General features: G+C 68.9%; 28 protein-coding genes. 14 read left to right on the top strand and 14 right to left on the bottom strand.

Annotated elements, in window-relative coordinates; genetic code table 11:
- On the bottom strand, positions 1-564 hold the full coding sequence (locus tag EER27_RS07120; protein ID WP_123087355.1) for a cob(I)yrinic acid a,c-diamide adenosyltransferase: 564 nt from the start codon (positions 562-564) through the stop codon (positions 1-3).
- Between the two features lie 5 nt (positions 565-569).
- Positions 570-1,145 carry a DUF6580 family putative transport protein gene (locus EER27_RS07115; RefSeq protein ID WP_123087354.1) on the bottom strand — a complete coding sequence of 192 codons (576 nt, stop codon included), beginning with the start codon at positions 1,143-1,145 and terminating at the stop codon, positions 570-572.
- A 79-nt stretch (positions 1,146-1,224) separates the two neighbouring features.
- Between EER27_RS07115 and ubiH the strand changes: the two genes are divergently transcribed.
- Both ubiH and EER27_RS07105 read left to right on the top strand, forming a co-directional pair.
- Positions 1,225-2,523, top strand: coding sequence for a 2-octaprenyl-6-methoxyphenyl hydroxylase (gene ubiH / locus EER27_RS07110; protein WP_123087353.1), 1,299 nt, complete (start codon positions 1,225-1,227; stop codon positions 2,521-2,523).
- Positions 2,520-3,740 carry an FAD-dependent oxidoreductase gene (locus EER27_RS07105; RefSeq protein WP_123087352.1) on the top strand — a complete coding sequence of 407 codons (1,221 nt, stop codon included), beginning with the start codon at positions 2,520-2,522 and terminating at the stop codon, positions 3,738-3,740. Before ubiH ends, EER27_RS07105 begins: the two co-directional genes overlap by 4 nt.
- A gap of 248 nt (positions 3,741-3,988) precedes the next feature.
- On the opposite strand, the gene EER27_RS07100 is transcribed toward EER27_RS07105, so the two are convergent.
- Complete coding sequence (locus EER27_RS07100) at positions 3,989-4,738, bottom strand: EF-hand domain-containing protein (RefSeq protein WP_123087351.1); 750 nt, start codon at positions 4,736-4,738, stop codon at positions 3,989-3,991.
- 401 nt (positions 4,739-5,139) lie between these two features.
- On the opposite strand from EER27_RS07100, the gene EER27_RS07095 reads away from it, so the two are divergent.
- From EER27_RS07095 to EER27_RS07070, 6 genes are all read left to right on the top strand, one after another.
- Positions 5,140-5,631 (top strand): hypothetical protein, encoded by a 492-nt coding sequence (locus EER27_RS07095; RefSeq protein ID WP_123087350.1) that lies wholly within the window; start codon positions 5,140-5,142, stop codon positions 5,629-5,631.
- Positions 5,632-5,684: 53 nt separating this feature from the next.
- The gene (locus EER27_RS07090; protein ID WP_123087349.1) at positions 5,685-6,179 is read left to right on the top strand and encodes a GNAT family N-acetyltransferase; all 495 of its coding nucleotides are present in this window, start codon (positions 5,685-5,687) and stop codon (positions 6,177-6,179) included.
- Positions 6,180-6,235: 56 nt separating this feature from the next.
- Positions 6,236-6,511, top strand: coding sequence for a hypothetical protein (locus tag EER27_RS07085; RefSeq protein ID WP_123087348.1), 276 nt, complete (start codon positions 6,236-6,238; stop codon positions 6,509-6,511).
- Between the two features lie 314 nt (positions 6,512-6,825).
- Complete coding sequence (locus tag EER27_RS07080) at positions 6,826-7,224, top strand: type II toxin-antitoxin system PemK/MazF family toxin (protein WP_123087347.1); 399 nt, start codon at positions 6,826-6,828, stop codon at positions 7,222-7,224.
- Between the two features lie 198 nt (positions 7,225-7,422).
- Positions 7,423-7,704, top strand: coding sequence for a hypothetical protein (locus tag EER27_RS07075; protein WP_148040976.1), 282 nt, complete (start codon positions 7,423-7,425; stop codon positions 7,702-7,704).
- A gap of 277 nt (positions 7,705-7,981) precedes the next feature.
- Positions 7,982-8,497, top strand: coding sequence for a cupin domain-containing protein (locus EER27_RS07070; RefSeq protein ID WP_123087345.1), 516 nt, complete (start codon positions 7,982-7,984; stop codon positions 8,495-8,497).
- Between the two features lie 104 nt (positions 8,498-8,601).
- Here the strand turns inward: EER27_RS07070 and rlmM are convergent, their stop codons facing one another.
- The 4 genes from rlmM to EER27_RS07050 all read right to left on the bottom strand — a co-directional run bounded on the left by rlmM (position 8,602) and on the right by EER27_RS07050 (position 12,823).
- Complete coding sequence (gene rlmM, locus EER27_RS07065; protein WP_123087344.1) at positions 8,602-9,708, bottom strand: 23S rRNA (cytidine(2498)-2'-O)-methyltransferase RlmM; 1,107 nt, start codon at positions 9,706-9,708, stop codon at positions 8,602-8,604.
- A gap of 106 nt (positions 9,709-9,814) precedes the next feature.
- Positions 9,815-10,390 carry a nucleoside deaminase gene (locus EER27_RS07060; RefSeq protein ID WP_123087343.1) on the bottom strand — a complete coding sequence of 192 codons (576 nt, stop codon included), beginning with the start codon at positions 10,388-10,390 and terminating at the stop codon, positions 9,815-9,817.
- A complete protein-coding gene (locus EER27_RS07055; protein WP_148040975.1) occupies positions 10,390-10,941 on the bottom strand; it encodes a hypothetical protein in 552 nt (183 codons plus the stop codon). Before EER27_RS07055 ends, EER27_RS07060 begins: the two co-directional genes overlap by 1 nt.
- 136 nt (positions 10,942-11,077) lie before the next feature.
- Positions 11,078-12,823, bottom strand: coding sequence for a glutamine--tRNA ligase/YqeY domain fusion protein (locus tag EER27_RS07050; protein WP_123087757.1), 1,746 nt, complete (start codon positions 12,821-12,823; stop codon positions 11,078-11,080).
- Between the two features lie 312 nt (positions 12,824-13,135).
- Between EER27_RS07050 and EER27_RS07045 the strand changes: the two genes are divergently transcribed.
- The 3 genes from EER27_RS07045 to EER27_RS07035 all read left to right on the top strand — a co-directional run bounded on the left by EER27_RS07045 (position 13,136) and on the right by EER27_RS07035 (position 14,893).
- Positions 13,136-13,681: an adenine phosphoribosyltransferase gene (locus tag EER27_RS07045; protein ID WP_123087341.1), complete on the top strand. Its 546-nt coding sequence runs from the start codon at positions 13,136-13,138 to the stop codon at positions 13,679-13,681.
- 58 nt (positions 13,682-13,739) lie between these two features.
- Positions 13,740-14,012, top strand: a complete 273-nt coding sequence (locus tag EER27_RS07040; RefSeq protein WP_123087340.1) for a putative signal transducing protein — start codon at positions 13,740-13,742, stop codon at positions 14,010-14,012.
- A gap of 215 nt (positions 14,013-14,227) precedes the next feature.
- A complete protein-coding gene (locus tag EER27_RS07035; protein ID WP_123087339.1) occupies positions 14,228-14,893 on the top strand; it encodes a glutathione S-transferase family protein in 666 nt (221 codons plus the stop codon).
- Positions 14,894-14,979: 86 nt separating this feature from the next.
- Here the strand turns inward: EER27_RS07035 and EER27_RS07030 are convergent, their stop codons facing one another.
- The 4 genes from EER27_RS07030 to ahpC form a co-directional block, all read right to left on the bottom strand.
- Positions 14,980-15,630, bottom strand: coding sequence for a hypothetical protein (locus tag EER27_RS07030; RefSeq protein WP_123087338.1), 651 nt, complete (start codon positions 15,628-15,630; stop codon positions 14,980-14,982).
- A gap of 305 nt (positions 15,631-15,935) precedes the next feature.
- Positions 15,936-16,880: a LysR substrate-binding domain-containing protein gene (locus EER27_RS07025; RefSeq protein WP_123087337.1), complete on the bottom strand. Its 945-nt coding sequence runs from the start codon at positions 16,878-16,880 to the stop codon at positions 15,936-15,938.
- A gap of 125 nt (positions 16,881-17,005) precedes the next feature.
- Positions 17,006-18,598 carry an alkyl hydroperoxide reductase subunit F gene (gene ahpF / locus EER27_RS07020; RefSeq protein WP_123087336.1) on the bottom strand — a complete coding sequence of 531 codons (1,593 nt, stop codon included), beginning with the start codon at positions 18,596-18,598 and terminating at the stop codon, positions 17,006-17,008.
- Positions 18,599-19,008: 410 nt separating this feature from the next.
- Positions 19,009-19,572 (bottom strand): alkyl hydroperoxide reductase subunit C, encoded by a 564-nt coding sequence (gene ahpC / locus EER27_RS07015; protein WP_123087335.1) that lies wholly within the window; start codon positions 19,570-19,572, stop codon positions 19,009-19,011.
- A 246-nt stretch (positions 19,573-19,818) separates the two neighbouring features.
- Here ahpC and prmC point away from each other — a divergent pair, with 246 nt between their 5' ends.
- Positions 19,819-20,646 (top strand): peptide chain release factor N(5)-glutamine methyltransferase, encoded by an 828-nt coding sequence (prmC, locus tag EER27_RS07010; protein ID WP_123087334.1) that lies wholly within the window; start codon positions 19,819-19,821, stop codon positions 20,644-20,646.
- A gap of 72 nt (positions 20,647-20,718) precedes the next feature.
- On the top strand, positions 20,719-21,660 hold the full coding sequence (pip, locus tag EER27_RS07005) for a prolyl aminopeptidase (protein ID WP_123087333.1): 942 nt from the start codon (positions 20,719-20,721) through the stop codon (positions 21,658-21,660).
- Positions 21,661-21,858: 198 nt separating this feature from the next.
- Here pip and EER27_RS07000 read toward each other — a convergent pair whose 3' ends face one another.
- From EER27_RS07000 to EER27_RS06990, 3 genes are read right to left on the bottom strand one after another with little or no spacing between them, the layout of a single operon-like run.
- Positions 21,859-22,431 carry an NUDIX hydrolase gene (locus EER27_RS07000; protein ID WP_123087332.1) on the bottom strand — a complete coding sequence of 191 codons (573 nt, stop codon included), beginning with the start codon at positions 22,429-22,431 and terminating at the stop codon, positions 21,859-21,861.
- A 40-nt stretch (positions 22,432-22,471) separates the two neighbouring features.
- Complete coding sequence (locus EER27_RS06995) at positions 22,472-23,410, bottom strand: 5'-3' exonuclease (RefSeq protein WP_123087755.1); 939 nt, start codon at positions 23,408-23,410, stop codon at positions 22,472-22,474.
- Complete coding sequence (locus EER27_RS06990) at positions 23,407-24,012, bottom strand: nitroreductase family protein (RefSeq protein ID WP_123087331.1); 606 nt, start codon at positions 24,010-24,012, stop codon at positions 23,407-23,409. Before EER27_RS06990 ends, EER27_RS06995 begins: the two co-directional genes overlap by 4 nt.
- A 104-nt stretch (positions 24,013-24,116) precedes the next feature.
- Here EER27_RS06990 and EER27_RS06985 point away from each other — a divergent pair, with 104 nt between their 5' ends.
- A complete protein-coding gene (locus tag EER27_RS06985) occupies positions 24,117-26,360 on the top strand; it encodes a DUF1631 family protein (RefSeq protein WP_190285685.1) in 2,244 nt (747 codons plus the stop codon).
- Positions 26,361-26,399: the final 39 nt, after the last annotated feature.

The following is a 26,399-nucleotide window of genomic DNA, read 5'->3' as shown; positions in this document are numbered from 1 at the left end:
TCAACCCTTGCGGCGCTCGTGGTTCCACAGGACTTCGCCGTTGCCGTCGGCACGTGCCAGCACGCGCGCCAGCACGAACAACAGGTCCGACAGGCGATTCAGGTAGCGCACCGCTTCCGGCCGCACGGGCTCCAGCCGCGACAACGCCACGGTGTCGCGTTCGGCGCGACGGACCACGGTGCGCGCAACGTGACAGCGCGCCGCCGCTTCGCCACCGCCGGGCAGGATGAAATCCTTGAGCGGCGGCAGGGGCGCGTTGAAGGCATCGAGCTGCTGCTCGAGGCGTTCGACGTCGGCATCGAAGATCGCCGCGTGGCCGGGGATGCACAGCTCGCCGCCCAGGTCGAACAACTGGTGCTGCACCGAGGTCAGCAGCTCGGCAATGCCGGCGGCGGCCTCGGGCAATTCGCAGGCCAGCACCATGCCGATGCAGGAGTTGGCCTCGTCGACGGTGCCGTAGGCATCGACGCGCAGCGAATCCTTGCCGACACGGCTGCCGTCACCCAGGCCGGTGGTGCCGTCGTCGCCGGTGCGCGTGTAGATCTTCGAGAGGCGGTTGCCCATTCCGGTCAGGCGGTGTGTGCGCGCAGCGACGGCAGGCGGTTGCGCAGCAGGGCAAACACGCCAAACAGCAATGCCGAATACATCAGCGTGCTCAGCACCGTCCACTGGAAGAACGGGATGCCGGCCACGTACGCAGCGGCCAGGCCGGCGGCGTTCCTGGCGTACATCGGATCGGACAGCCAGGCGCCGAAGTTGGTCACCAGGAAGAACAGCACCGAACCCAGCAGCGAATAGCCCAGCACGCGCGAGCTGTTGACCCTGCCGCGCAATGCGAAGCCAAGCAACGCGCTCAACGCCACGCACAGGTAGACCAGCCAGATGCCCGCGCTGGAGAACCAGCTGGCGTACAGCCCGCCGTTGAGGGCGGCCAGCACCAGGTCCGAGGCCAGCAGCGCCGCCAGCGGCACGATCAGGGCCCAGCGACGCGAGGCGAAATAGGCGCCACCGAACAGCGCGATCGCCTCGACCGGCGAGAAGTTCGGCGGGTGCGGCAACACGCGGCTCAATGCGGCGACGGCGATCATCGCGATCAGCAGCAGCGGGCCGGCGGTGAGCGGGGATTCGGAGGCGGGGCGATTCATGGCGGCGTGTCTTTTGAAGATGGCGGGCCGCGTCGGCGTCTGCGCATGCAGGGCCGGCGGGAGCCGGTAGCATAACGCAATGCCCGATAGCCCCCTGTCCACACAATCCCCTCCCGCGGGTGCCCCCACCACGCACCTCCCGGCCGTGACGCACGACGTGCTCGTGATCGGCGGAGGCCTGGTCGGCGCCAGCCTCGCGATCGCGCTCGAGCGCCTCGGCGTGGACGTGGGCCTGGTCGAGGCCGCGCCCCCCGGCGCCCTGCCGGCGGTGTTCGACGAGCGCAACCTCAGCTTCGCCGAGGCCACCGTCAACGCGCTGACCGCGCTGGGCGTCATGCAGAAGCTGCGCGCGCCGTGCGGGGCGATCGAACGCATTCACGTCAGCCGCCAGGGCGACTTCGGCCGCAGCCTGCTCGACGCCCGCCGTCATGGCCGCAGCGAGTTTGGCCGGGTGGTGGTGGCGCGCGACTTCGGCGAGGCACTCGAGGCCCGCCTGGCCGAACTGCCCCGCCTGCGACGCTACCGGCCGGCGCGGTTCCTGGCGATCGAGGGCGACGAGGGCAGCCATCGCGCGATCCGGATCGCCGGCGGAGATGGTGATGGCGATGGCGAGCGCGTGCTGCACGCGCGCCTGCTGGTGGCCGCCGACGGCACCCGCAGCAGCGTGCGCGATGCGCTGGGCATTGAAGTGGACGAATACGACTACCACCAGACCCTGTTCGTGACGCGGCTGCGCACCGAGCGCGCCCCCGACGGCACCGCCTACGAGCGCCTGGGCGACCACGGCCCGACCGCGCTGCTGCCGCGCGGCGACCGGCAGTACGGTCTCGTGCACGGCGTCGCCAGCGACGAGGCCGACGCGGTGGCCGCGCTCGACGACGCGGCATTCCTGGCACGCGTGCAGTCGGCGTTTGGCTGGAAGGCCGGGCGCTTCCTCGCCTGCGGCCAGCGCAGCATCTACCCAGCCATCCGCGTGCTTGCCCGGCGCAGCACCGCGCGCCGAGCGGTGCTCATCGGCAATGCCGCGCAGACCATCCACCCGCTCGGCGCACAGGGCTTCAACCTGGGGCTGCGCGATGCGTTGACGCTGGCCGAGCTGATCGAACTGGGCCGTGCAGCCGATGGCGCGTTCGACATGGGCGGCGAAGCGCTGCTGCGCGACTACGCCGCCCGCCGCAGCGAGGATCGTCAACAGACGCTGGCGTTCTCCGACAGTCTGTTGCGCGTCGGAGCCAACCCGGCGCCGCTGATGCGACCGCTGCGCAGCGCCGGTTTGTTCGCGCTCAGCCGACTGCCGTCGGTGCAGGCGGCGCTGGTCGGGGGCGCATTGGGCTACCGCGGGCACGTGCCCGCGCTGTGCCGGGGGAGGCAGGCATGAGTCGCAGGGACCTGTTCGACATCGCCGTGGTCGGCGCCGGTGTGGTCGGCGCGGCCGCGGCGCTGGCGTTCGCGCGCGATGGCCTGCGCGTGGCGCTGGTCGAAGCGCGCGAGCCGTCGCCATGGCGTGGCGACGCGCCCGATCTGCGGGTGTACGCCTTTGCCCCCGACAACGCCGCGCTGCTCGATGACCTGGGCGTGTGGCCGGCGGTGCGCGACACGCGCGCGCAGCCCTACCGCGCGATGCGAGTGTGGGACGCGGCCGGCGGTGGCGAGATCGCCTTCGAGGCAGATGCCTTCGCGCGGCGCGAACTGGGCTGGATCATCGAGCACGGCCTGCTGGTCGACCGCCTCTGGGCCGCCTTGCCGGCGGCCGGCGTGCACCTGCACTGCCCCGATCGCGTCGAGGGTCTGACCCAGGACGACGACAGCGCCACCGTGCAGCTCGAACACGGCGGCCGACTGCGCGCGCGACTGGTACTGGCGGCCGACGGCGCCGACTCGCAACTGCGGCGTCTGGCCGGCGTGCAGACCTTCACCCACGACTACGGCCAGAACGGCCTGGTGGCCTTCGTCGACACCGAGCGGCCGCACCAGGACACATGCTGGCAGCGGTTCCTGCCTGGCGGGCCGCTGGCGTTCCTTCCGTTCGATGGTGGCCAGGGTGCCGCCGGCGCTGGCAGCGATGGCCGCACGGGGCATTGCAGCTCGATCGTCTGGACCCTGCCCGAGGCCGAGGCGATACGCCTGCTGGGTGTCGACGACGCGCAGTTCATCGACGAACTCGACCGTGCGTTCGACGGTCCGCTCGGCACGATCCGTGCGGTGTCCCGACGCGCCGCCTTCCCGCTGCGCCGCCAGCTTGCCGAAACCTGCGTGGCCGGGCGCGTGCTGCTGATCGGCGACGCCGCGCACGTCGTGCACCCGCTGGCCGGGCAGGGCGTCAACCTGGGCCTGCGCGATGTGACCTCGCTGCGTGCCGTGCTCGCCGACGCGCGCCGTAATGGCGCCGAGACCGCCAGCCCCACGCGCCTGGCGCGCTGGGCGCGGCAGCAGCGCAGCGACAACGCCGTCTCGGCATACGCCTTCGATGGCATCAATCGCCTGTTTTCCAACGACGCGCTGCTGCCCACCCTGCTGCGCGGTCCGCTGCTCGGCCTGGCCGGCAAGCTCCCGCCGCTCACCCACGCCCTGTGGAAACACGCTGCCGGCATCTGACAGCCACACGATGGGGAGGGCGAATCGACGCCCAACCACTGCAGAAGGCCGGCCGACGACCGACCGGCCGATGGTGTCGATGGTGATCTCCGCGCGCACTGTCTCCGAGTCGCTGCCGCCGAACGCAACGAAGCCCCGTGAAGGGGCTCCGTTGCCTTGTGCAGGCGGTATCAACCGCCGTTAACGCTTAGCGAGCCGATGCACGTCCCGCGGATCGGGCGCACCATCCAGTCCGCACCAAACAAGCGCTACATCCAGCCCTTCAACTCGTCCTTGGTCAGACGACCGTTGTGGTCGTTGTCGACCGCCACGAACTCGGCTGTCAGCGTCGCGTTGGTGCGGACCTCGCCGCGCGTCAGCTGGCCGTCCTGGTTACGGTCGAGCGCGGTGAAATCGATCTTGTAGTCACCCACCACCGAGTCCGGCGGACTGGAGGTGAAGGTGACCGGCGCCTGCGTCGCGGCCATCGGCATCGGCGGGCTAGCCGGAACGATCGGGGTGGTCGGCTGCGGCGGCATGGTGGTCGCCTGCTCGGTCGCCTCGGCGGCAAGCTGAGCGCGCGCCGTGGCGTCGGTAGCGGCCGCGCTGGCTGCGCCGGCAACCGAAGCCGCCTCACGCGCCTCGACCGCGCCAGCCACCGGGTTCACACCGCTCTCGGCGGCCGCTTCGGCACCTTGCGCCACGTGCGATGCGTTGACCGCCTCGTTGCTGGCCGCCTCGGCGTCCATCGAAGCCTGGTCGGCGGCAGCCGCCGTAGCCTCGGCCGTCACTGCGCCTTCGACGGTGGTGGCACCGGCGTCACGCGTGCTAGCGGCGGCCTGCGCCGCGTCCTTCGCCGTGTCGGCATCCTCGCGCGCGGCCTTGGCATCGGCCACGGCCATGTCGGCCTGCTCGGCGGCCTGATGCTCCGCGGCCGTCTTCGATTGCGCCAGGGCATTACCGCTGGAGGCAAGAACGGCCAGCAGCGCCAGGGTCAGTACGTGGGTCTTGGTATTCATCTGTCGGAATCCTCTCGGGGCAATGGGAACGTCAGGACCGTAGAGGCCGAACAGTCAAACCGACGTAAAAGTGCGAAACGGCGGCTGAATCCGGCCGCCGGAGGCCGGCCAGACGCAGGTCGGCGCGCGGCGAAAGCCCCGCGGCGCAAGGTTGTCCGCGCGCCACGCCAGACCTGAACCGCAACAACTGGATTTCCCCACCTGAGCCGATGCGGCCCGCGATCGCGCCCTTGGGTTGCGTTGACGGAACACCCGGCACCGCGAAGCCCGCACCGGACACGCGGCGATTTCGCTTCGATCCAGGGCGGCGTAGGCGCCACCAGGTGATGTCATGCCGGATCGCTCCTTCGGTCCGCATTCGTTGGAGAATGGGCGGCCCCCTTGCATGCGATAACCGGCACATGAGTGATCTCACCGATTTTGAACGGCGCGTACTGGATGCCTGCCTGGCCGGGGATGACCCCAAGCTTGCGGTGCTTCGCCTGCAGGCCGAGGTGGCGTCTGTTGCCGGGCGGGAGCACACCGGTACCGGGGCGTACATCACCCTGGCGGTTCCGCCGACGGCCCCTGTGCTGGAGCCCGGCGCCATCGTCATTGGCGACGTGGACCTGAAGATCGCCGGCGTGCCGGAAGGGGTTGCCACGCTGCTCTACGCGTACGAAGGGACGCTTCGGTTCATTGAAATCGCCGCCTATGAGGGCGAGTGGCCCGAGGACCCGGAGATCCTGGGCATTGGTTACCTGCAGGAGATTCCGATCGCGGGCGATGCGTACTCGCTGGTGCCCGTCGACACGCGTCATGCGGAAACCGTTGCGCGTTCCCTCTCCGTGCGCGGGGCGCCGGATGACACGCAGTCAGCCATTCCGCCTGTCGATCCCGGCGCGGCCGGGTAACACGTCATTCAAGCCGGCGCGCCTTCGCGCCACATTCCAGGCGTTGGCCGCACATGGACTTCATCATTCGACAAGCCGTTGAAACCGATGCCCACGCGATCAGTGGCCTGGTGACAGGTTGGGCGCATCACTACCTGGAAGACCCCGACTTGCCGGAGGCATCGTCGTTTCTTGCATCGCTGACCCCGGCTTCCACCGCCGAGCGCATTGCAACGGGCGAGTTCAAGTATTACGTCGCGTTGGACGATCTTGGCGTGTGCGGGGTCATTGCCATTCGCGACACGTCCCACCTCTACCATCTCTTCGTGCGCGGCGACGCCCACGGCAGGGGCATCGCCCGCGCCTTGTGGGAACACGCGAAAGCGCTGTCCGGCAGCACCCGTTTCATCGTGAATTCCTCGCTGCCCGCGGTTCCCGTGTACGAGCGCTTCGGATTCGTCGCCAAGGACACTCCCCAGTCGGCCAGGGGGTTGACGTTCGTGCCCATGGCGTACGACGAGGCAGCTGACAGCGCATGTGCGCCGACGGCGCTTGGCGGATTGGCTTGATTCAGGCGTTGGCCTGCAATCACAGTGGTAGCGACACCCTTCAGAAGACTCGCTCCGTGCACACACGCTTTCGTTGGGCCGTCAGGCTGCTGCTGTCTTACCTGCTGGCCAGCGCCGCGCTGGCAGTATTCGTCAAGTGGCCGAACCTGGACGGCAATGCCCATGTGCCATTCAGCGGTTTTCCGGAGTTCCTGGTCTGGTCTCCGATGGTTCCGTTTCTGGCGCTGGGCGACCTTCCGCAGCGGCCCGTCTCGGGGTTGTTGGATCTGTCGGTGTTTCTCGCGGTCTTCGTGACCAGCGCCTGCCTGTTGCTGCGCACGAAGAAGCGCTAGCAGGTGGCGCGATTGGCGGTTTGTGATGCCGGCTACCGCGGAGCCCCCGTAGGATGGGTTGAGCATGGCGATACCCATCGCGCGCCATGGCAGCCGACGCGCCAGCGGAAATCGCGAGGCTCGGCTGGATCGACCTGACCGCTACCGCTTCGGCGTTCGCCAGGAAGTGTCGGGTTCGCTCCCGCCTGGATCCCTGTTGATGGGTATCGCTGCGCTCAACCCATCCTACGATTGCGCATGGGAACCAGCGATCGGTTCACATCGCGTGCGGTTGAGGCTGGACAAGCGGTGCCGCCCCGGTCGCCAATACACGAATGGACAGAATTGAAATCGCCCCCCAAGCCCCAGGCCCGGACAGTTTGAATCGGGGCGACCTGTTCTGGATTGATCCGGACGAATCCAGGGGGTCGGTGCCGGGCGTGCCGCACCCGCACGTCGTGGTCCAGGACGATGTCTTCAATCGGTCGCGGATCAGCACGGTGGTGGTCTGCGCGCTCAGCTCCAACCTGGGGCGGGCGCGCGAGCCCGGCAACGTGTTGCTCGCGCCCGGGGAAGGCAATCTGGCCAAGCAAAGCGTCGTGGTGGTGTCGCAAGTGTCGTCGCTGTACAAGTCGCGTCTGGGCGAGCGCATCGGATCGCTTTCCAGCGAACGCGTGGATCAGATCCTGGCCGGCTTGCGCTTCCAGCAGGCGTCGTTCTTCGGCCGGCGATAACGGTACGCGGCATCGGTGTCGCGGACCTGCCCGCGTGGGACTCTGGACCGGTTGATGGGTATCGCTGCGCTCAACCCATCCTACGTCGGTCCGTCGCGTCGTCGGCGATGACGGCGCGATCGTTCACCAGCAGCGTGCGTCAGGTGGCGCGCCGGTTCGCGGCTTGGCACCATGGGCCATTGGCATCAGGAGAGCGCAATGCAGCCGAAAGCACACGCACGAGTGAATCGCGAGACCTGGATGCACGCGCTGATCGCGGTATTTGTCGTGCTGGGTGTCGTTGCCAGCCCGGTGTTCTTCGCCGGTGCGTTGGCCTGCCACGGGCTGTTGCTGGTCCGGCGCAACCCGGCCCAGGGCATCGTCACCGCCGTTCTCGGCGTGGTGTTTTTCCTGGTGGTGCTGGGCTACGGCGTGGGCAAGGACATGGCGCTGCGCGATAACGCCCGGGCGTCGGTGCCCGTCACCCCGATGGGTGACTGACGACACGCGGTTGCTGTCGTTGTGGGCTTCGCCCTGCATCGATAGGCGCGCACACAGGAGTCAAAGGCCGAGACCCCTCGGCTGGGGCAGGTCGACGCTGGCAGCGCGCGCCGTTCACACCTTCTCGGGCCGCGCTTCCCTAAATCGCGCTTCCTTAAATCGCACTTCCTTAACAAGCACCGGGAAGAGAATGCGGGTGCCGCGCTCCGGCCCCCGCCGGCATGCCCCCGCTGCCGGTTGATCACGCGATGGATCGCTCCTGGTGGAGACCTCGCTTATGAAACGTCCGCATACCCTCGTCCTGCTGGCCATGCTGCCCTGCGCGCTGGCCGCGGCGCAGACTCCGCAACCTGCCGAGCCGGCAACCATGCCGGCATCGACGCACGTGATGATCAAGGCGTCGGCCGTGCCATGGGGCGACCCGCCGCCCGGACTCGGGAAAGGTGCCCAGACCGCCGTGATGAGCGGCGACCCGGGGCAACCCGGGATGTACGTGATCCGCATCAAGGCGCCGCCGGGCTTCAAGGTGGCCAAGCATTGGCACCCGACGGACGAGCAGGTGACGCTGATCGAGGGCGACCTGATGTTCGAAATGGGCGATGGCGCGGACCAGCACTCGACCACCCTGGCGCCGGGCGACTACGTGTTGATGCCTGCCCGCATCCACCATGCCGCCTCCACCGTGGGCGGTGCGGTGGTGCAGATAAATGGCCAGGGGCCGTTCGAGATCAACTACGTCGATCCCAAGGACGATCCACGCAACGCCATGCCGGCTGCCGACGCGACGAAGTAGCGTTGAGAGCGGGTCGCATCGTTCGCCGGTCGTAACAACGGGTCGGCAAGTCGTTCGCGCACGCGCGAACGGTGCGGGTCGCCCGCGCCAGGCGTACGCCTGGCTCAGCGCGGCGCGACGGTCGCGTAGACGGTGATCTCTTCGCGGTCGTGATACAGCTGACGGGCACGGATCGTCATCTGGCGATGGCATTGGTGTTCGAACGCTTCCAGGCAGATGCGCGTTTCTTCCCAGCGCTTCTTCATCGGCAGTTTGAGGTTGAAGATCGCCTGCCGGCACCAGTTCTGCTGGAACCACATCGCCATGCGGTCGGCAACGCGGCGTGGCTGCTCGACCATGTCGCAGACCATCCAGTCGAGCGTGCGGCGGGGCTGCCAGAGAAAGCCGTCCTCGCGCAGGTGATCGATCCGGCCGCTGTCCAGCAGCGCCTGGCGCAGCGGGCCGTTGTCGACCGACGTGACCTTCATGCCGTGGCGCATCAGCACCCAGCTCCAGCCGCCAGGTGCGGCGCCAAGGTCGGCAGCCTGCATGTTGTCGCGCACGCGCTGCTCGCGTTCGTCGTCGTCGAGGAAGGTCAGCAGCGCCTCTTCAAGCTTCAGTGCCGAGCGGCTGGGCGCGTCGGGATGCATGCGCAGGCGCGGGATACCCAGCGGCCAGGGCGAGCCGTCGGCGGGATCGCCGATGGCGACCACGGCGTGGTCGCCGGCCAGGAACGCGATGTGCAGGCGCGGCCGCGTGATGTCGTCGCGCGCGGTCAGCCAGCCGGCCTTGCGCAGCGCCGGACGCAGTGCGTTGCCGAAGCTGCGGGCCAGTCCGGCCAACGGCTTGCCCTCGTCCGAGTCGGGGTGCTCGACCCACAGCTCGCCGAAGGTCGCCAGTGCGCGGCCGGTGGTGATCTGGGCTTCCAGCGCGGCGACGATCGGGGCGATCCGGTCGCGCGGGTCGAGGCCGCGCAGGTCGGCGATGCGCAGCAGCTTCTGCCGGGCGAAGATCAGGTCCGCGAACGGCAGCTTGCGCGACAGGCCGGCCGCGTCTTCGCAGATGAATTCGACGTGGCCGCTGCCACGCTCGGTGCGCGCATAGCCGGGGAAGCCGGCGAGCGCCGCGCGTTCGTTGAGCTCGGCGGCGAGGTCGGGCTCGAAGCCGGCGCGGCACCAGCAGAACAGCGCGTCGGCGTTCGACGCATTGGGGATCGGGGCGTCAGGGTTCATGACGATGCTTCCGGTGACGCCGGCTTTTCCGGCTGCGGTGAAGGCGGGAATGCGGCGCGCCGGAAGAGCCAGCGCGCGATGTGGCGGCCGTTCCGGCCCGCCGGGTTCAGTATGTCGCGCCGCCGAGTTGGCCGTAGTTGCGCAGCACGTCGCAGGCGCTCTCGCGCAGGACGTCGCACCGCACGGCGATGCCGCGACGTTCGAGTTCGCCGATCCAGTCGGCCGGTAACGGGCCTTCGTCGAACTCGGTCAGCGTCTCCACGTCCTGGCTGCGCGCACCGATCAGCAACCGATCGATGCCGGCCCAGACCGTGGCGCCGTAGCACTGGCAGCAGGGCTGCGACGAGGTGGCCAGCGTGATCGGGCCGTCGGCCACGCCCGGCGCGGACTCGTTGAGGCGAGCGCGCTGGGTGCGTTGCTGGGCAAGCATGTAGGCCATCATCTCGGCGTGGGCGACCGAGCAGTTGTGCGGCAACACGCGGTTCACGCCGACCGCGACGATGCGGTCGGCGGCGTCGAACACCGCCGCGCCGAAGGGTCCGCCGCTGGCGGCATCGACATTGCGGCGGGAGAGTTCGATGGCGAGGGCCACCTTGTCCTCGTCGGAGGGGTAGGCGACGCCGGTGTCGACCGCTTCGTGCACCCAGGCGGGCAGCGTCAGGTGGACCTGGGCATACAGCATCAGTGGACCTCCATCGCCGAGCCCTTGCCCTGGCATTCGTGGTTGACGCACTGGCAGCTGGTGATTTCCTCGAACCCGCAGATCGAGGCCATGCCGTCGCGCGCGCACTTGGCGGTCACGCCTTCCGGGTCCACCGGCGCGTCGACGTGCACGCAGGCCGGCTTGGCTCCGCAGCAGCTGCCGACGTTCTTGATCGTGCATTCCGAATCGGAGTTGCACGCCAGTGTTCCGGACGCCGGTGATTCCGGCGATGCCGGCGGCGTGGGCTTCGCTGGGTCAGCGGCGCGCTGCGGAGGGACCGCGTCGCCCATCGAACCGATGTCGCGCGGCGTCATCGCCGGATCGGATGCGGGCGGTTGCGATTCCTGGGGCGGCGTATCGGTTGCCGGCTTGGCGGGCGGCGGCACCTCTTCCTGCGCGGTGCCGATGGCGGTGTTGGCAGAGGCCGCCGGCGGGCCGGACTGGGTGCAGGCAGCCAGAGCGAGCAGCAGCGACATCACGGCGGCAACGACACGCGTCTTGCGACTTGCGGGAGTGATTTGCACAGGCATGTTGGCTCTCCTGGTGGTGGCAGTGCACGTGCTGGGCCACCCGTCTGTGCCGGGTAACGGCACGACGGGTGGTGCATCGCCGCCGGATCTCCGGCGGCGTGGCATGGCTGGCGACCGCGCCGGACGCGCGCTTCCGTCAGGCCTTGCCGGCCCAGGTGTCACGCAGGGTGACGCTACGGTTGAACACCGGGGCGTCGCTGCGGTGGTCCTTGCGATCGGCGACGAAGTAGCCCAGGCGTTCGAACTGGAACGACTGTTCGGCGTTCGCGCTGGCCGCGGCCGGTTCGACATACCCGGTGACGGTGCGGCGCGAATCCGGATTCAGGTAATCCTGGTAGGTCTTGCCGCCCTCGTCGTTGTCCGGATCGGCAACCACGAACAGGCGGTCGTACAGGCGGATCTCGGCGGCCACCGCGTGCGGCGCGCTCACCCAGTGGATGGTGCCCTTGACCTTGCGGTTGGCGCCTTCCATGCCCGGACGCGATTCCGGGTCGAGCGTGCAACGCAGCTCGAGGATCGCGCCGTCGGCGTCCTTGACGACCTCGTCGCAGCGGATGATGCCGGCGCCGCGCAGGCGCACGTCGCCGCCCACGGTGAGGCGCTTGAAGCCCTTCGGCGGCACTTCCTCGAAGTCCTCGCGCTCGATCCACAGCTCACGGGAGAACGGCACGCTGCGTTCGCCGAACGCATCGTCCTTGGGGTGGTTGGAGAAGGTCAGCGTTTCTTCGGTGCCTTCGGGCACGTTGGTCAGCACCAGCTTGAGCGGATCGATCACGGCCATGCGGCGCGGCGCGGCGGCATCGAGGTCATCGCGCAAGGCGCCTTCGAGGATGGAGATGTCGAGCAGCGAGTTCTGCTTGCTGATGCCCACGCGATCGACCATGAGCCGCAGCGCCGACGGCGTGTAGCCGCGGCGGCGAATGCCTTGCAGGGTGGGCATCCGCGGATCGTCCCAGCCGCTGACCAGGCCGTCGTTGACCATCGCCAGCAGCTTGCGCTTGCTCATCACCAGGTAGTTGAAGTTCAGGCGCGAGAACTCGATCTGGCGCGGCTTGCTGGCTTCCAGCGGCAGGCCCTTGTCGGTCAGCGGCTTGAGCAGCTCGGGCGAGTGTGCGAGGTCGACCCGGTCAACACACCAGTCGTAGAGCGGGCGGTGGTCTTCGAATTCGAGCGTGCACAGCGAGTGGGTGATGCCCTCGCAGGCGTCGCTCAGCGAATGCGCGTAGTCGTACATCGGGTAGATCGGCCAGGCGTTGCCGGTGTTCTGGTGCTCGACCTTCTTGATGCGGTACAGGGCCGGATCGCGCAGGTTGATGTTGCCGCTGGCCATGTCGATGCGGGCGCGCAGGGTGCGCGCGCCGTCGTCGAACTCACCCGCGCGCATGCGCCGGAACAGGTCGAGGTTCTCGTCGACCGTGCGATCGCGGAACGGCGAGTTGCGGCCTGGCTCGGTGAGGGTGCCGCGGTAGGCGCGCACGTCTTCGGCCGAGAGGTCGCAGACGAACGCGTCGCCCTGGCGGATCAGCTTCTCGGCGGCCAGGTAGAACACCTCGAAGTAGTCCGAGGCATGTCGCAGCTCGTTCCACTCGAAGCCGAGCCAGCGCACGTCGTCCTGGATGGCGACCACGTACTCCGGGTCTTCCTTGGCCGGGTTGGTGTCGTCCAGGCGCAGGTTGCAGCGGCCGGCGAATTCGCGGGCGATGCCGAAGTCCAGGCAGATCGCCTTGGCATGCCCGATGTGCAGGTAGCCGTTGGGTTCGGGCGGAAAACGGGTCTTGATCGCGGCATGCTTGCCGTTGGCGACGTCCTCGCGAACGATCTGGCGGATGAAGTCGTTCCTCACGGTTTCGGTCGCGGCGGCGACAGCGGTGGGGTCGGGCATCACGCTGGGGATTTCGGTCGACATCGGGGACGGCTCGGATCGGGCATTGGAGAACACGGGAGTCTACCGTAGCGGCCGTTGCGGGCGCTTCGCGGCGACGGCTTTCCTGTCCGGGCCGGGGCGCCTGGTGGGGCGCGAACCCGCCGGCGGCCACCCAGGCCTCACGCAGCCTCCAGCGTGCCGGGGCGGCGCCCGGACTTCCGCCGTGCTGCCATGCGGCGCATGATCGCCGTGCGTCGCGCAAGCTCGCGCGACACGACTTCACGCTTTCAAGTTCACGCCACTCATGGCCACGCCATCGCCTCCGGGCCGATGGCTGGGCCGACAACGGAGGCCTGCTTGCACGAGATCGAATCCCGGGTTCGCGCGATCGCGGACTACCCACGCCCCGGCGTCGTGTTCCGCGACCTGTCGCCATTGCTGGCCGATCCGCAGGGTCTGGCGCTGTGCATCGACGCGCTGGCCGAGCCATGGCGTCACGCCCGGCTGGACGCGGTGTGCGGCATCGAGTCGCGCGGCTTCATCTTCGGCGCGGCGATTGCGCACGAGTTGGGCTGCGGCTTCGTGCCACTGCGCAAGGCAGGCAAGTTGCCGCCGCCGACCTACGGCGTCGACTACGAGCTGGAATACGGCATCGCCCGGCTGGAAATCGCCAAGCAGGCGTTGCCGGTGGGCGCGCGCGTGCTGGTGGTGGACGACGTGCTGGCCACCGGCGGCACGCTCGAAGCGGCACGCTCGCTGCTCGAACAGGTGCAGGCCGATGTGGTCGGCGGTGCGGTGGTGGTGGAGATCGAGCCACTGGCCGGTCGCGCGCGCTGGCAGGGGACGTCGCCGCTGCGGGCGTTGGTGCGCTACTGATGCGGGTGCCACGGCGTATGCTCGGGGCGAGGTCGTCGATCGGCCGCGGAGCACACCAATGAAAGTCGTCTACGAAGCCGCCAATCTGATCGACGCCCACCTGGTGCGACACGCGCTCGAGGCCGCGGACATCCCGGTATTCCTGCGAGGCGAGCAACTGCTGGGTGGAATGGGCGAGCTGCCGTTGTTCGGCGTGGTGGCGGTCTGCGTGCCGGATCTGGCCTGGCCGCAGGCGCGGGCGATCGTCGAGGCCATGCCGCTGGGCGAGGCACCACAGGAACGCGATGCGGACGACCCCGGCCTGGCCGGTGAGGGCTGGCTGCCGGCGTGAGGCGACACGGGCCTGGGCCGAGGGTTTCAGCGCCCCGGTGAGGGCTGGAGGCTCGCAGGTCGGTCTGGCGCTGGGGCGCTGCGTTGGTTCCGGCCGTGCCTGGAATCGTCCAGCCGCGTGCGAACGCGCGAGACCAGCCGAATCCGTCCCGGCGGCGCTACGATTCCCGAGTTCCGTTTCTCGCTTGCGCGACCCACTTCTTTCCCGGACTCGTCATGCCCACCCTCGTCATTGGCAACAAGAACTACTCGTCGTGGTCGCTGCGTCCCTGGCTGTTGCTGCGCGTGTTCGACATCGCGTTCGACGAGCATCGGCTGTCGCTGGATACCCCGCAATTCCATGCCGAAGTTGGTCGCTGGTCGCCGACCGCGCGCGTGCCGGCGCTGCACGACGAGGGCCTGGTGATCTGGGATTCGCTGGCGATCTGCGAGTACGCCAACGAGCGTTGGCTCGATGGGCGCGGGTGGCCGGCATCGCTGCCGGCGCGGGCGATCGCGCGTTCGGCGGCGGCCGAGATGCATGCCGGCTTCGGCGCGTTGCGCGAGCAGTTGCCGATGAACTGCCGGCGACGCCCGGACGGCTACCGCTGGGACGCCGCTGCCAGTGCCGATATCGCGCGCGTGCAGCAGCTGTGGTCGCAGCTGCGCCAGGCGCACGGCGCCGGAGGGGAGTTCCTGTGCGGGTCGTTCGGCATCGTCGATGCGATGTATGCGCCGGTGGCAGTGCGGCTGTTCGACTACGGCGTTCCGCTGGAAGCCGAGGCGGCGAACTTTGTCGACGCGCTGCTGGAGCTGCCGGCCATGCAGGAATGGCGCGCGGCCGCGGTGGCCGAATCCGAGTACCTGGAGACCACCGACGCCATCGGACGCGCGAGCTCGTGATAGGCGTGACGTGATCGGCGTGTCCTGATCGGCGAGTTCCTGCCCCGCCGTCGGCCCGGTGGCGGACGGCCGATGCCGCGCCGCCGCTACTGCGTGGCGCGGCTCAACGAGCAGACATAGATCACTTCGCAGGCGCCGTCGCCGGTGTCGTCGCGTCGGGTCGAGCTGCGCCAGTGCCAGCCGTCGGGCGCCTGCGCTTCGACCAGCCATCCGTCGATGCGCACGCGGTCGCCGGCGCGCACGTCCTTCAGGGCGTCGGCGGTGGCCTGGTCGGCCGGAATCATGTGCATGTTGGCGCTGGAACTGGCGATTTCGTACGGAGGCAGCGGCGGCTGGTTGGCCCAGCGGTAGTTGTACCAACGCCCGGACTGGCTGATCGACAACTGGTCGAGCACCGCATCCTCGCGCATGCGGCCCCAGCCGAGCGCCAGGTCGGTGGGTGACAGGTCGGCTTCCCGGCCCAGCGAATAGTCCTCGCGCGACAGCACGCGCGCATCGATGCTGAAGCCGGCCAGCGGCGTCAGCGTGGCTGCCTTGAGCAGAAACGGCGACAGCGAGGACGGCACCGGGCTTTGCAGTGGTTCCGCTTCGTCGCGCAGTCCCGTCGGCAGGCGGCAACCCGCCGTGGTTCCGGCGATGGCCTGCGGCACCCGTGCCGCGCGCGGTGATTGGGGAGAGAACCACCAGCCCGCCACGGCGAGCAGGCTCAACAGGATCAACCAGGTGCGTCCGCTCATGGGGGGGCATCGAATCGGGGTGGTGCCGCGGTGGCGTGCTGCGTGCAGGCCACGACGCGGCGTGGAGTGGCGATCATCTCGCGAAATTCCCATCCGGCACAGCCATGCAGGCCGAACATGCAGGTCGAACATGCAGGTCGAAGCGGCGGGCAGGCAACGCTGGCGAGTGTGAGGCGACTGGATCACGCCGCTGGCCAGGCCGGCTGGACGACCTGTGCGGATCGACGTGGTGCGCTGTGCGGCAGGGGTTGCCCGGCAGGCCCGCCCGGCACGGTTTCATCCGGTACGGGTTCGCCCGGCCTGGCTCACGCCGGTGGCGTGGCGCGCTTGCGCCTGGTCACCGGTCGGGGTGCCTCGAGCAGGGTCGAGGGCAGCGCACGGAACTCCCCGGCCAGCTGCGCCAGGAATCCGCCCATGGCCGAGCTGCGCCGCCAGACCATCGCGATACGGCGGTGCGGGGCCTGATCGTTGAATCCCAGCAGGTGGATGTCGGCCGAGGGTGGCACCGGCGGCTGCACCGCAAGCATCGGCAACAGCGTGATGCCGACGCCTGCGGCCACCATCTGCCGCAGCGTCTCCAGGCTGGTGGCGCGGAAGCCGTCGCGCTCGTCGGCGCCGGACAGTCGGCACACGTCCAGGGCCTGGTCGCGCAGGCAGTGGCCTTCTTCGAGCAGCAGCAGGTGCTGGTCGTCCAGGTCGCGAAGGTCCAGCGAGTCGCGTGCGGCCAGCGGGTGCTGGCGTGGCACGGCCAGCAGGAAGGGTTCGTCGAACAGCGGCTCGATGTGCAACTGGTCGTCGTGGATCGGCAGCGCGAGCAGGCCGGCGTCGAGGCGACCGTCGCGAAGGCGCGCGAGGATCTGGTCGGTCTTCTCCTCGACCAGCAGCAGCTCCAGGCGCGGGAAGCGCTGGCGCACGCGCGACACCACGTGCGGCAACAGGTAGGGGCCCAGTGTGGGAAACAGGCCCAGCCGCACCGTGCCCGCCTCGGGGTCCTGGCTTCGTCGCGCGATCTCGGACATCTGCTCGACGTCGGCGATGACCTTGCGCGCGCGGTCGGCGATGTCGTGGCCCACCGGGGTCAGCATCACCCGGCGTGGGGCCCGTTCGACCAACGACACGCCCAGCTCGTCCTCGAGCTTGCGGATCTGGGTCGACAGGGTGGGCTGGCTGACGAAGCTGGCCGCGGCCGCGCGGCCGAAATGCTTGTGGTCAGCCAGGGCAACGAGGTACTTGAGGTCGCGCAGGTTCAAGCGGTGGAACCTCCATGGCTAGTGCGTGCGAAGCGGCAGTGCGGGGTCCTTTGCGGACCGCCGCCGTGACCGGATGGGCTTGCGGCGTCCTCGTTGCTTTCAGCCGGCACGCTGCAGGTAGCGGCTCAGGCCGCGGCCGACACCCGCACCTGCTCGGCGGGTGCCGAGCTGCGGATCAGGTGATCGAACGCGCTCAATGCCGCGGTCGAGCCGGCACCCATCGCGATCACGATCTGCTTGTACGGCACCGTGGTGGCGTCGCCGGCGGCGAACACGCCCGGTACCGAGGTCTGTCCGCGGTCGTCGATGATGATCTCCCCGCGCGGCGACAACTCGACCGTGCCCTTGAGCCACTCGGTATTGGGCAGCAGGCCGATCTGCACGAAGATGCCTTCGAGTTCGATGCGGTGGCTGTCACCACCGACGCGGTCCGTGTAGACCAGTCCGGTGACCTTCTGGCCATCGCCCAGTACTTCGGTACTCAGTGCGCTGACGATCACCTCGACATTGGGCAGGCTGCGCAGCTTGCGCTGCAGCACTTCGTCGGCGCGCAGCTGGCCATCGAACTCGATCAGCGTGACGTGGCTGACGATGCCGGCCAGGTCGATCGCGGCCTCGACGCCGGAGTTTCCGCCGCCAATCACCGCCACGCGCTTGCCCTTGAACAGCGGGCCATCGCAGTGCGGGCAGTAGGCCACGCCCTTGTTGCGGTATTCGGCCTCGCCCGGGACGCCCATCTGCCGCCAGCGCGCGCCGGTGGACAGGACCACGCTGCGCGACTTCAGGCTGGCGCCGTTTTCCAGTTGCACTTCGATCAGACCGTCGGCACCAGCCGGCACCAGCTTGCTGGCGCGCTGGAGGTTCATGATGTCGACCTCGTAGTCGCGCACGTGCTGTTCCAGCGCCGCTGCCAGCTTCGGGCCTTCGGTGTGCGAGACGGAGATGAAGTTCTCGATCGCCATGGTGTCGAGCACCTGGCCGCCGAAGCGTTCGGCGGCGATGCCGGTGCGGATGCCCTTGCGCGCGGCATAGATTGCCGCGGCCGCGCCGGCGGGGCCGCCGCCGACCACCAGCACGTCGAACGGTGCCTTGCCCCGGATCTGCTCGGCGGCACGCGTGACGGCACCGGTGTCGAGCTTGGCGACGATCTGCTCCAGGCTCATGCGGCCCTGGTCGAACACCTCGCCATTGAGGTAGACCGTCGGCACCGACATCACCTGGCGCGCCTCGACCTCGTCCTGGAACAGCGCGCCGTCGATGGCCACGTGCTGGATGCGCGGATTCAGCACGCTCATCAGGTTCAGCGCCTGCACCACGTCGGGGCAGTTCTGGCAGGACAGCGAGAAGTAGGTCTCGAAGCGATAGTCGCCATCGAGGTTGCGCACCTGTTCGATGAGCTCCTGCGACTCACGCGACGGATGACCGCCCACCTGCAGCAGCGCCAGCACCAGCGAGGTGAACTCGTGGCCCATCGGGATGCCGGCGAAACGCACGCCGATGTCGCTGCCGACGCGGTTGATCGCGAACGACGGCTTGCGCGTGTCGGCGTCGTCGCGGTGCGCCAGGGTGATCTTGGGAGACAGCGCGGCGATCTGCTCGAGCAGGGCGCCGAGTTCGCGCGACTTCTCGCCGTCGTCGAGCGAGGCCACCAGTTCGATCGGCTGGACCAGCTTTTCCAGATAGGCCTGCAACTGGGTCTTGAGGTTGGCATCGAGCATGGGGACGGTTCCAGCAAGGGAAGAGGGAGGGCGCAAGGGCGCTTGCAGTAGCGGCCCGGACCGGGGGAAGGGTCGGGGGAGGGAGCCGGGTTCCGGCCCGGCCGGGCCGCTGGTGCAAGCGTCCGCGACGGCGTCGCAAGGTGGCTCGGGGCGACGGTCGCCCGGATCCGGTGGTTTCGTGACCCGTGACGGCACCGGATGGCGGTCGGGGTCGCGATTCCGATCCCACCGGCCCGAACGAGACTGACTGGTCCGGGTCGGTGGTTCGGTTTCCTCTATCGGTCAGGCCGGGTCAATCGGGTGTGATTGGCCGGCGGGAGACCGGGTGTTGCCGATCGGTGGGGGAGTCCGATCGTCGTGCACCTGCCGCGAGGCATGCGGGGGCATGCTCCGAAAGGCAGGTCGAGCGATCAGATCTTGCCGACCAGATCCAGCGACGGCGCCAGGGTCTTCTCGCCTTCCTTCCACTTGGCCGGGCAGACCTCGCCCGGGTGCGAGGCGACGTACTGGGCGGCCTTGACCTTGCGCAGCAGTTCGGAGGCGTCGCGGCCGATGCCGCCGGCGGTGACTTCGACGATCTGGATCTTGCCCTGCGGGTCGACGACGAAGGTGCCGCGGTCGGCCAGGCCCACTTCCTCGATCATCACGTCGAAGTTGCGGGTGATCGCGCCGGTCGGGTCGCCGATCATCGGGTAGTTGATCTTGCCGATGGTCTCGGAGCTGTCGTGCCAGGCCTTGTGGGTGAAATGGGTGTCGGTGGAGACGGAGTAGATCTCCACGCCCAGCTTCTGGAACTCGGCGTAGTTGTCGGCCAGATCGCCCAGCTCGGTCGGGCAGACGAAGGTGAAGTCGGCCGGGTAGAAGAACACCACCGACCACTTGTTCTTCAGGTCGGCGTCGGACACTTCGACGAACTTGCCATTGTGGAAGGCGGTCGCCTTGAACGGCTTGACGTCGGAATTGATCAGGGACATTCGGAGGAATCCTCTGGTTGGGGATGGGGTGGGGTTGGGGTACGTCGGCAATGCTAGGGGGGAGCGATAAATCAATCAAATCGATTTATGGGATTGAATAGATAGGCTATGCCTATCGATGGGCGCCGGCCAGGGGCGGGCCGGGGCGTCGATGCTAGCCATGCCAGGTGTTGCCCCCGTGTCGACAAGCCCGTGCAGTCATTGGCTGCGCGGTACGATGCCGCGTTCTGCCGATGGAATCCGCCGATGCCGCGCATCGATGCCCTGCTGCGCGATGCCCGCCTCCGATTGCCCGACGGCGTGGAGGCCGACCTGCTGCTGGCGCACGTGCTGGGCTGTTCCCGGACGTGGTTGTTCACCCATGCCCAGGACGAGCTGGACGCCGATACCAGCGCGGCGTTCGCGGCACTGCTCGAGCGCCGCGAGCGTGGCGAGCCCGTGGCCTACCTGACCGGGGAGCGCGGCTTCTGGCGCTTCGATCTGCAGGTCGGGCCGGCCACGCTGATCCCGCGCGCGGAGACCGAGCTGCTGGTCGAACTGGCATTGGCCCGCCTGCCCAATGTCGGCCCGATGCGGTTGGCCGACCTGGGGACCGGCAGCGGCGCCATCGCGCTGGCGCTGGCGTTCGAGCGGCCGCATGCGCAGGTGATCGCCACGGACATGAGCGGCGAGGCGCTGGCGATCGCCAGCAGCAACGCACGGGCGCTGTCGCTGCACAACATCGCGTTCCGCCAGGGCGACTGGTTTGCCGCGCTGACCGGCGCACGCTTCGACCTGATCGCCAGCAACCCGCCCTACATCGCCGACGACGACCCGCACCTGGCAGAGGGCGACCTGCGCTTCGAGCCGGCGAGCGCGCTGTCGTCGGGCATCGACGGCCTCGATGCGATCCGCCTCATCACCGCGCAGGCACCGGCGCACCTGCTGCCTGGCGGCTGGTTGCTGATCGAGCATGGCTTCGATCAGGGGGCCCAGGTGCAGGCGCTGATGCGAGCAGCCGGGCTGGTTGGCGTGGAAACCGTGCGCGATCTCGAACTGCGCGATCGGGTAACGCTGGGACACCTGCCCAGATAGCGCTGGCTAAACGGCTGCGGTCGCAATGGCAGGGAGATAAACTCGCGGCCTCCTTCGCTTCGGGTCCGCAAGATGCGCACGCTTTATCCCGAGATCCAGCCTTACGACGTCGGAACGCTCAAGGTCGACGACCGCCACACGCTGTACTACGAGCAGTGTGGCAATCCCGATGGCAAGCCGGTGGTGATGCTGCACGGCGGTCCGGGTGGCGGCTGCAGCGACAAGATGCGTCGTTTCCACGATCCGGCCAAGTACCGCATCGTGCTGTTTGATCAGCGTGGCAGCGGCCGTTCGACGCCGCATGCCGACCTGGTCGACAACACCACCTGGGACCTCGTCGACGACATCGAGACGCTGCGCACCCGGCTCGGCATCGAGCGCTGGCAGGTGTTTGGCGGTTCCTGGGGATCGACGCTGGCGCTGGCGTACGCACAGGCCCATCCGCATCGGGTCACCGAGCTGGTGTTGCGCGGCATCTTCATGCTGCGTCGCTGGGAGCTGGAGTGGTTCTACCAGGAAGGCGCCAGCCGCCTGTTCCCGGAGGCGTGGCAGCAGTACCTGGCAGCGATCCCCGAGGTCGAACGCCACGATCTGATCAGCGCGTTCCACCGCCGCCTGACCTCGGACCAGGAGGCCGTGCGACTGGCCGCCGCCCAGGCCTGGAGCGTATGGGAAGGCGCGACCAGCTTCCTGCACATCGACGAGGACTTCGCCAACAGCCACGAAGACCCGCAGTTCGCGCTCGCGTTTGCGCGCATCGAGAACCACTACTTCGTCAACAGCGGCTTCTTCGAGGTCGACAACCAGCTGTTGCGCGACGCGCCCCGCATCGCCGACATCCCCGGTGTGATCGTGCACGGGCGCTACGACGTGGTCTGCCCGGTGCAGAATGCCTGGGACCTGCACGAGGCATGGCCGAAGGCCGAGCTGGTGATCACGCCGGCGTCGGGCCATTCCGCGTTCGAGCTGGAAAACATCGACGCCCTGGTGCGTGCGACCGACCGCTTCGCCTGATTGCCCGCGTCACGTGCGGCGCCAGCAAGAGGTCGCTCGCACGTGCGGTTTCGCGAGGCCGGGGTGGCGCTGCGCCTACCCCGGCCGATGCGCCGCAGGAGCGACGCGGCGTTCGTGCCGATCCGTTTTCCCGTGCCGCCCTGGACCGTGTGACCAGGCGCGCTAACGCCTGACGCAGGCGAGGGCGACCGAGGCGTCTCAGCGCGCCGGCGACCCGTCCGGGTTGCGCTCGACCATCCACAGCCCGGCCCAGAGCTTGAGGTCTAGCTCGAACCCCTCGGCCTGGCGGGCCACCAGCCATGCCGGTGCCTGTGCGAACGGGACCTCGTGCACGACGATGTCCTCGCCATCGACGCCGCCGCCGTTCCCTACCCGGCGCAGCCCGGTCGCCCGCACGAAGGCCACCCGCTCGCTGCTCATGCCGGCCGACGTCGGGCCGGTCATCAGCACTTCCACGTGTTCGGGCTGCCAGCCGGTCTCCTCGACCAGCTCCCGGCGCGCGGCATCCTCGAGGGTGTCCTCGCCGGCCTGGTCGCCGACCAGTCCGGCCGGCATCTCGATGGTGCGCCGGCCCAGCGGCACGCGCAGCTGTTCGACGAACAGCAGCCGGTCGTCCGGGGTCATGGCGATGATGATCACCGCCATGCCGGTGCCGTGCGTGCGTTCGGCGTACTCCCAGCGGCCGCGGCGCTGGATGCGCAGCCAGTTGCCCTGGTACAGGGTTTCGACGCTCTGGGCGGCGATCAGTGCGGATTCGATGCGGCTGTCCATGGGGGTCCTTGCAGCCGTCGGTCGGGCTGCGGTGTCGATGCTAGGTGGCAGACGGTGACGGTGCGAAGTCGACGCCGGCCGCTTCGTGCAACCGGCGCCGGGTCATCGGACCGAAGCGTAACGCTTCGCACAGGGTGCCCAGGGCGCCTGCGTTGGCGTTGCCGCGCGCGAACTGGTCCTGATGGCCCGACAGCGGCGCGTCGCAGGCAATCGTGGTCAGCTGGCGGCACAGCAGGGCCTGGTCCCGGTGCGCGCGCAGCTTGGCCGCGGTGCTGGCGGCGCCGCGCAGGCGCAGGAACGGGATTTCCTCGACCCGGGCCAGCACCGCGTCCAGGGTGTCGAAATGGGCCAGCAACGCCGCCGCGGTCTTCGCGCCGACGCCGGGCACGCCGGGGATGTTGTCGACCGCGTCGCCACACAGCGCCAGGTAATCGGCGATCTGGCGCGCCTCCACGCCATGCCGCTCGGGCACGCCGGCCGCGCTCCAGCGCTGGTTGCGGGCGTAGTCCCATTGCTCGTCGGCGTCGACCAGCAACTGCGAGAGGTCCTTGTCCGCCGACACGATCACGCCGCGGAAGCCTTGCGGGCGCATGGCCACCAGCGCACTGCCGATCAGGTCATCGGCCTCGTACTCGCCATGGGCCAGCACGGCCAGGCCCATCGCCTCGCACAGCGCCTTGCAATGGACGAACTGGCGCTTGAGCTCTTCCGGGGCGGGCTCGCGATTGGCCTTGTAGTCCGGGTAGATGCGGTTGCGGAAGCACGAGTCCAGTGCCTCGTCGAAAGCGACCACGATGTGCTGCGGGCGCGCCCGTTCCAGCAGTTCGAGCACGAAACGCGCAAATCCGTGCACGGCATTGCTGGGCCAGCCTTCGGCGTCGTGGAACTCGTTGGGGATCGAGTGCCAGGCGCGGAAGACGTACATGCTGGCGTCCACCAGGTAGACCGGGCGGGCAGCGCCCGTCGCAGGCGTGCTCATGCCGGCGCCCAATCGCTGAGCAGGGCCCGTGGGTCGGGGCGTTCGCGTTCGGGGGCGGCCAGTTTCGGCGTGCCGATGTGGATGAAGCCGGTGACGTGCTCGTGCTCGGCCAGGCCGAGCCAGCCGCGCACTTGTTCGTCGTAGGCCAGCCAGCCGGTCAGCCAGATCGCGCCGAAGCCCAGCGCGTCGGCCGCCTGCAGCAGCGAGAAGCACACGCAGGCCGCGCTCGAATGGCGCTCGGACTCGGGAATCTTCTCGTCCGGGCCAAGCTGGGCGATCACCGCGACCACCAGTGGGGCGTGTGAGAATCGCATCCGGTCCTTGTCGATGACCGCCTCGCTGGCGTTGGGGTCGCGTTCCAGGCTGCGGGCGGCCAGTTGCCGGCCGAACGCGTGGCGGGCCTCGCCCTCGAACCGGATGAAGCGGAACGGGACCCGTTTTCCGTGGTCGGGCACCCGCACGGCCGACTGCAGCATGCGCAAGAGCGTGGCCTGGTCAGGGCCGGGAGCCTGCAGCTGCTTGGGCGGGGTGGACCGGCGATGGTCCAGCGTAGCCAACGGATCGGCGACGCCGTCCGTCTGGGGGAGTATGTTTGGTGACATCGGTCACACTGTGATGGCAAAAGACTGACGTATCTTGCCACTGTGCTGCAGCGTACATGGACGGTAGTAGACGCATGACGTCACGTCTGTCTGGGGAAGTTACCGTGTCCAATCAAACCGTCGGTTCCGTCCGCGCGGTACGCGCCGATCCATTCCGCGTACTCGAGGAGATCAAACGCCTCGCCGTAGAACAACTCGGCAACCTGCCGGGGTCCCTGTACGAACCGACCGAGGCGGCGCTCAACGCCACCCTCGCCGGTACCGACCAGGCACAGCAGTACCAGGACCATGCGGCCCTGTGGGTGCTGCGCCAGCACCATGCCTCGCACGTGATGCGTTACCGCCAGCACGTGGCGCAGGGCTTCGACGATTTTCGCGCGCTGCGTATCCGCAGCCGCGGCGAACTCCCGCTGGGGCTGGTCGATGAGACCCAGCTGGAGTTCCACCTCGCCGGCCAGAAGGTTGGCGACGCAATCGAACAACGTTTCATGCGTCAGCTGCAGTTGCTCGACTCGCGCCTGCACGGCATGGCCGACATGCTCGGCGTGCCGTTCGCGGCCAACCCGATCGGTCCGGGCAGGCTGCTGGCGGCATTCATCGAGACCTTCGTCAGCGAACAGATCCCGGCGCTGCTGCGCGCTGAGCTGTTCCGCCAGTACGAGCTCGAGCTGACTCGCCTGCTGGGCGAGATGTACGACCGCGTCAACGCGCTGCTGGTCTCCAGTGGCTTCGATGTCCCGGGGCAACCGGGGCACGGCAACGAAACCAGCGGGCGCGGAGACGTCCGTGGAGACGGCAATCGCCAGGGAGGCAACGGTGGGGGAGCGGATGGCATGGGCGTAGCGGCAGGTGCCGTCAGCGGCAGCAATGCGGGCGGTGGTTCGCCGTGGACGGGTGCCGAGATTCCCAACGCGGCCGATCTGGGCGAACTGCGGGGCCTGCTGCGCGCATGGCGCGAAGCCCGCGTGCGTGGCGAGTTGCCCGAAGGCGTGGTCGATGCGGCCAGCCGGCGGGCGCCGGTGGGGCGCCGCGAACTGCGCGTCGACGAGGTCGTCAGCGTCGCCTCGCTGTTGCAGCGCGAACCGCCCGATACGTTTGCGCGCGCGCTGGCCGGCAACGGCAGGCTGGGTGAAGCCATCCGCGAGCGGCTCAACGACGGTTCGCGCCGGCTCGGCCTGAACCCCGAGCAGACCCGCTTCAGCAACGACGAGGAAGACGCGATCGACATGGTCGCGCTGCTGTTCGACTCGTTGTTCCAGAACCATGATCTCGAAGAACGCGCGCGCCGCCTGTATGCGCGCCTGGTGCTGCCGTTCGTGAAGCTGGCGCTGACCGACGGCGGGCTGTTCGAGGTGCACGAGCACCCGGCACGCCGCCTGCTGGATGTCATCACCGAGGCCTGCGCCGGCAACAACGCCGAGACGCCACAGGAGCGCGAACTGCTTGACCGCGCCGCGCTGCTGTCGCAGCGCGTGGTGGCGGAGTACAACCAGGACCTGGCGGTGTTCGAGCTGGCCCATGCCGAGCTCGATGGGCTGCTGCAGCAGCAGCGCCGCCGCATCGAACTGCAGGAAGAGCGCGCCGCCAAGACCGTGCTCGGCCGCGAACGCCTCAACCAGGCGCGCGAGCGCGCCGACAGTGTGGTCGCCCGCCGCCTTGCCGCGCCGCCAGTCAGCCATGCGGTCGCCGAGTTCCTGTCGACCTCCTGGCGCCACCACCTGGTGCAGACACTGCTGCGCGATGGCGCGGGCCCGGGCCGCTATGTCGAGGCCGTGTCGCTGGGTGACGCGCTGGTGACCGCCGACCGCCTCTCCGCGGACGGCCGTGGTCGCGAACTTGCCGATCGCCTGCTCGCGCTCGAGCCGGCCATTGTCGAATGCCTCGCCAGTTCGGGCCTGGACGACAGCGCGGCCCAACACGGCATGGCGTTGCTGGTGAAGACACTGGCGTGGCCCGACGCGCCGCGCGACCTGCATCCGGCGCCGCCGTCCTCGGTGATCGAGGACAGTGTCGAGGAAGCACGGCAGTGGCTGGTCGAGGGCGCGGTGTCGCTGGCACCGGACCCGACGTGGATGGAGCGCCTGGCCGCGCTGCAGCCCGGCGACGGCCTGCAGCTCACCGATCGCAATGGCGACATCGTGGCCACCAAGCTCGCCTGGACCAGTCCGCTCACCGGAAGGATGTTGCTGGTCAACAACCGCGGCTTGCGCGTGCTGGTTGCCTCCAAGGACGAGCTTGCCGCGCTGGGTGTGGTGGGCCGGTTGCAGTTCGGTGGCGGGCGCAACGCGTTCGAGGAAGCGATGCGTCACGTGCGCGAACAACTCGACAACGAAACCCGACCGGCCTGACATCGCCGCGACCGCAGTCATTCGTTAGGATGCCGAAAC

It is taken from the genome of Montanilutibacter psychrotolerans (genome assembly GCF_003719825.1).
GTDB lineage: Bacteria > Pseudomonadota > Gammaproteobacteria > Xanthomonadales > Xanthomonadaceae > Montanilutibacter > Montanilutibacter psychrotolerans.
The sequence above is the reverse complement of the archived record's forward strand: the minus strand, read 5'-3'. Positions and strand labels throughout refer to the sequence as shown.

Coding starts and splice junctions, on each gene's coding strand:
- EER27_RS07120 (WP_123087355.1), bottom strand. CDS start 564: ATGGGCAACCGCCTCTCGAAGATCTACACGCGCACCGGCGACGACGGC.
- EER27_RS07115 (WP_123087354.1), bottom strand. CDS start 1,145: ATGAATCGCCCCGCCTCCGAATCCCCGCTCACCGCCGGCCCGCTGCTG.
- ubiH (WP_123087353.1), top strand. CDS start 1,225: ATGCCCGATAGCCCCCTGTCCACACAATCCCCTCCCGCGGGTGCCCCC.
- EER27_RS07105 (WP_123087352.1), top strand. CDS start 2,520: ATGAGTCGCAGGGACCTGTTCGACATCGCCGTGGTCGGCGCCGGTGTG.
- EER27_RS07100 (WP_123087351.1), bottom strand. CDS start 4,738: ATGAATACCAAGACCCACGTACTGACCCTGGCGCTGCTGGCCGTTCTT.
- EER27_RS07095 (WP_123087350.1), top strand. CDS start 5,140: ATGAGTGATCTCACCGATTTTGAACGGCGCGTACTGGATGCCTGCCTG.
- EER27_RS07090 (WP_123087349.1), top strand. CDS start 5,685: ATGGACTTCATCATTCGACAAGCCGTTGAAACCGATGCCCACGCGATC.
- EER27_RS07080 (WP_123087347.1), top strand. CDS start 6,826: ATGGACAGAATTGAAATCGCCCCCCAAGCCCCAGGCCCGGACAGTTTG.
- EER27_RS07075 (WP_148040976.1), top strand. CDS start 7,423: ATGCAGCCGAAAGCACACGCACGAGTGAATCGCGAGACCTGGATGCAC.
- EER27_RS07070 (WP_123087345.1), top strand. CDS start 7,982: ATGAAACGTCCGCATACCCTCGTCCTGCTGGCCATGCTGCCCTGCGCG.
- rlmM (WP_123087344.1), bottom strand. CDS start 9,708: ATGAACCCTGACGCCCCGATCCCCAATGCGTCGAACGCCGACGCGCTG.
- EER27_RS07060 (WP_123087343.1), bottom strand. CDS start 10,390: ATGCTGTATGCCCAGGTCCACCTGACGCTGCCCGCCTGGGTGCACGAA.
- EER27_RS07055 (WP_148040975.1), bottom strand. CDS start 10,941: ATGCCTGTGCAAATCACTCCCGCAAGTCGCAAGACGCGTGTCGTTGCC.
- EER27_RS07050 (WP_123087757.1), bottom strand. CDS start 12,823: ATGCCCGACCCCACCGCTGTCGCCGCCGCGACCGAAACCGTGAGGAAC.
- EER27_RS07045 (WP_123087341.1), top strand. CDS start 13,136: ATGGCTGGGCCGACAACGGAGGCCTGCTTGCACGAGATCGAATCCCGG.
- EER27_RS07040 (WP_123087340.1), top strand. CDS start 13,740: ATGAAAGTCGTCTACGAAGCCGCCAATCTGATCGACGCCCACCTGGTG.
- EER27_RS07035 (WP_123087339.1), top strand. CDS start 14,228: ATGCCCACCCTCGTCATTGGCAACAAGAACTACTCGTCGTGGTCGCTG.
- EER27_RS07030 (WP_123087338.1), bottom strand. CDS start 15,630: ATGAGCGGACGCACCTGGTTGATCCTGTTGAGCCTGCTCGCCGTGGCG.
- ahpF (WP_123087336.1), bottom strand. CDS start 18,598: ATGCTCGATGCCAACCTCAAGACCCAGTTGCAGGCCTATCTGGAAAAG.
- ahpC (WP_123087335.1), bottom strand. CDS start 19,572: ATGTCCCTGATCAATTCCGACGTCAAGCCGTTCAAGGCGACCGCCTTC.
- prmC (WP_123087334.1), top strand. CDS start 19,819: ATGCCGCGCATCGATGCCCTGCTGCGCGATGCCCGCCTCCGATTGCCC.
- pip (WP_123087333.1), top strand. CDS start 20,719: ATGCGCACGCTTTATCCCGAGATCCAGCCTTACGACGTCGGAACGCTC.
- EER27_RS07000 (WP_123087332.1), bottom strand. CDS start 22,431: ATGGACAGCCGCATCGAATCCGCACTGATCGCCGCCCAGAGCGTCGAA.
- EER27_RS06995 (WP_123087755.1), bottom strand. CDS start 23,410: ATGAGCACGCCTGCGACGGGCGCTGCCCGCCCGGTCTACCTGGTGGAC.
- EER27_RS06990 (WP_123087331.1), bottom strand. CDS start 24,012: ATGTCACCAAACATACTCCCCCAGACGGACGGCGTCGCCGATCCGTTG.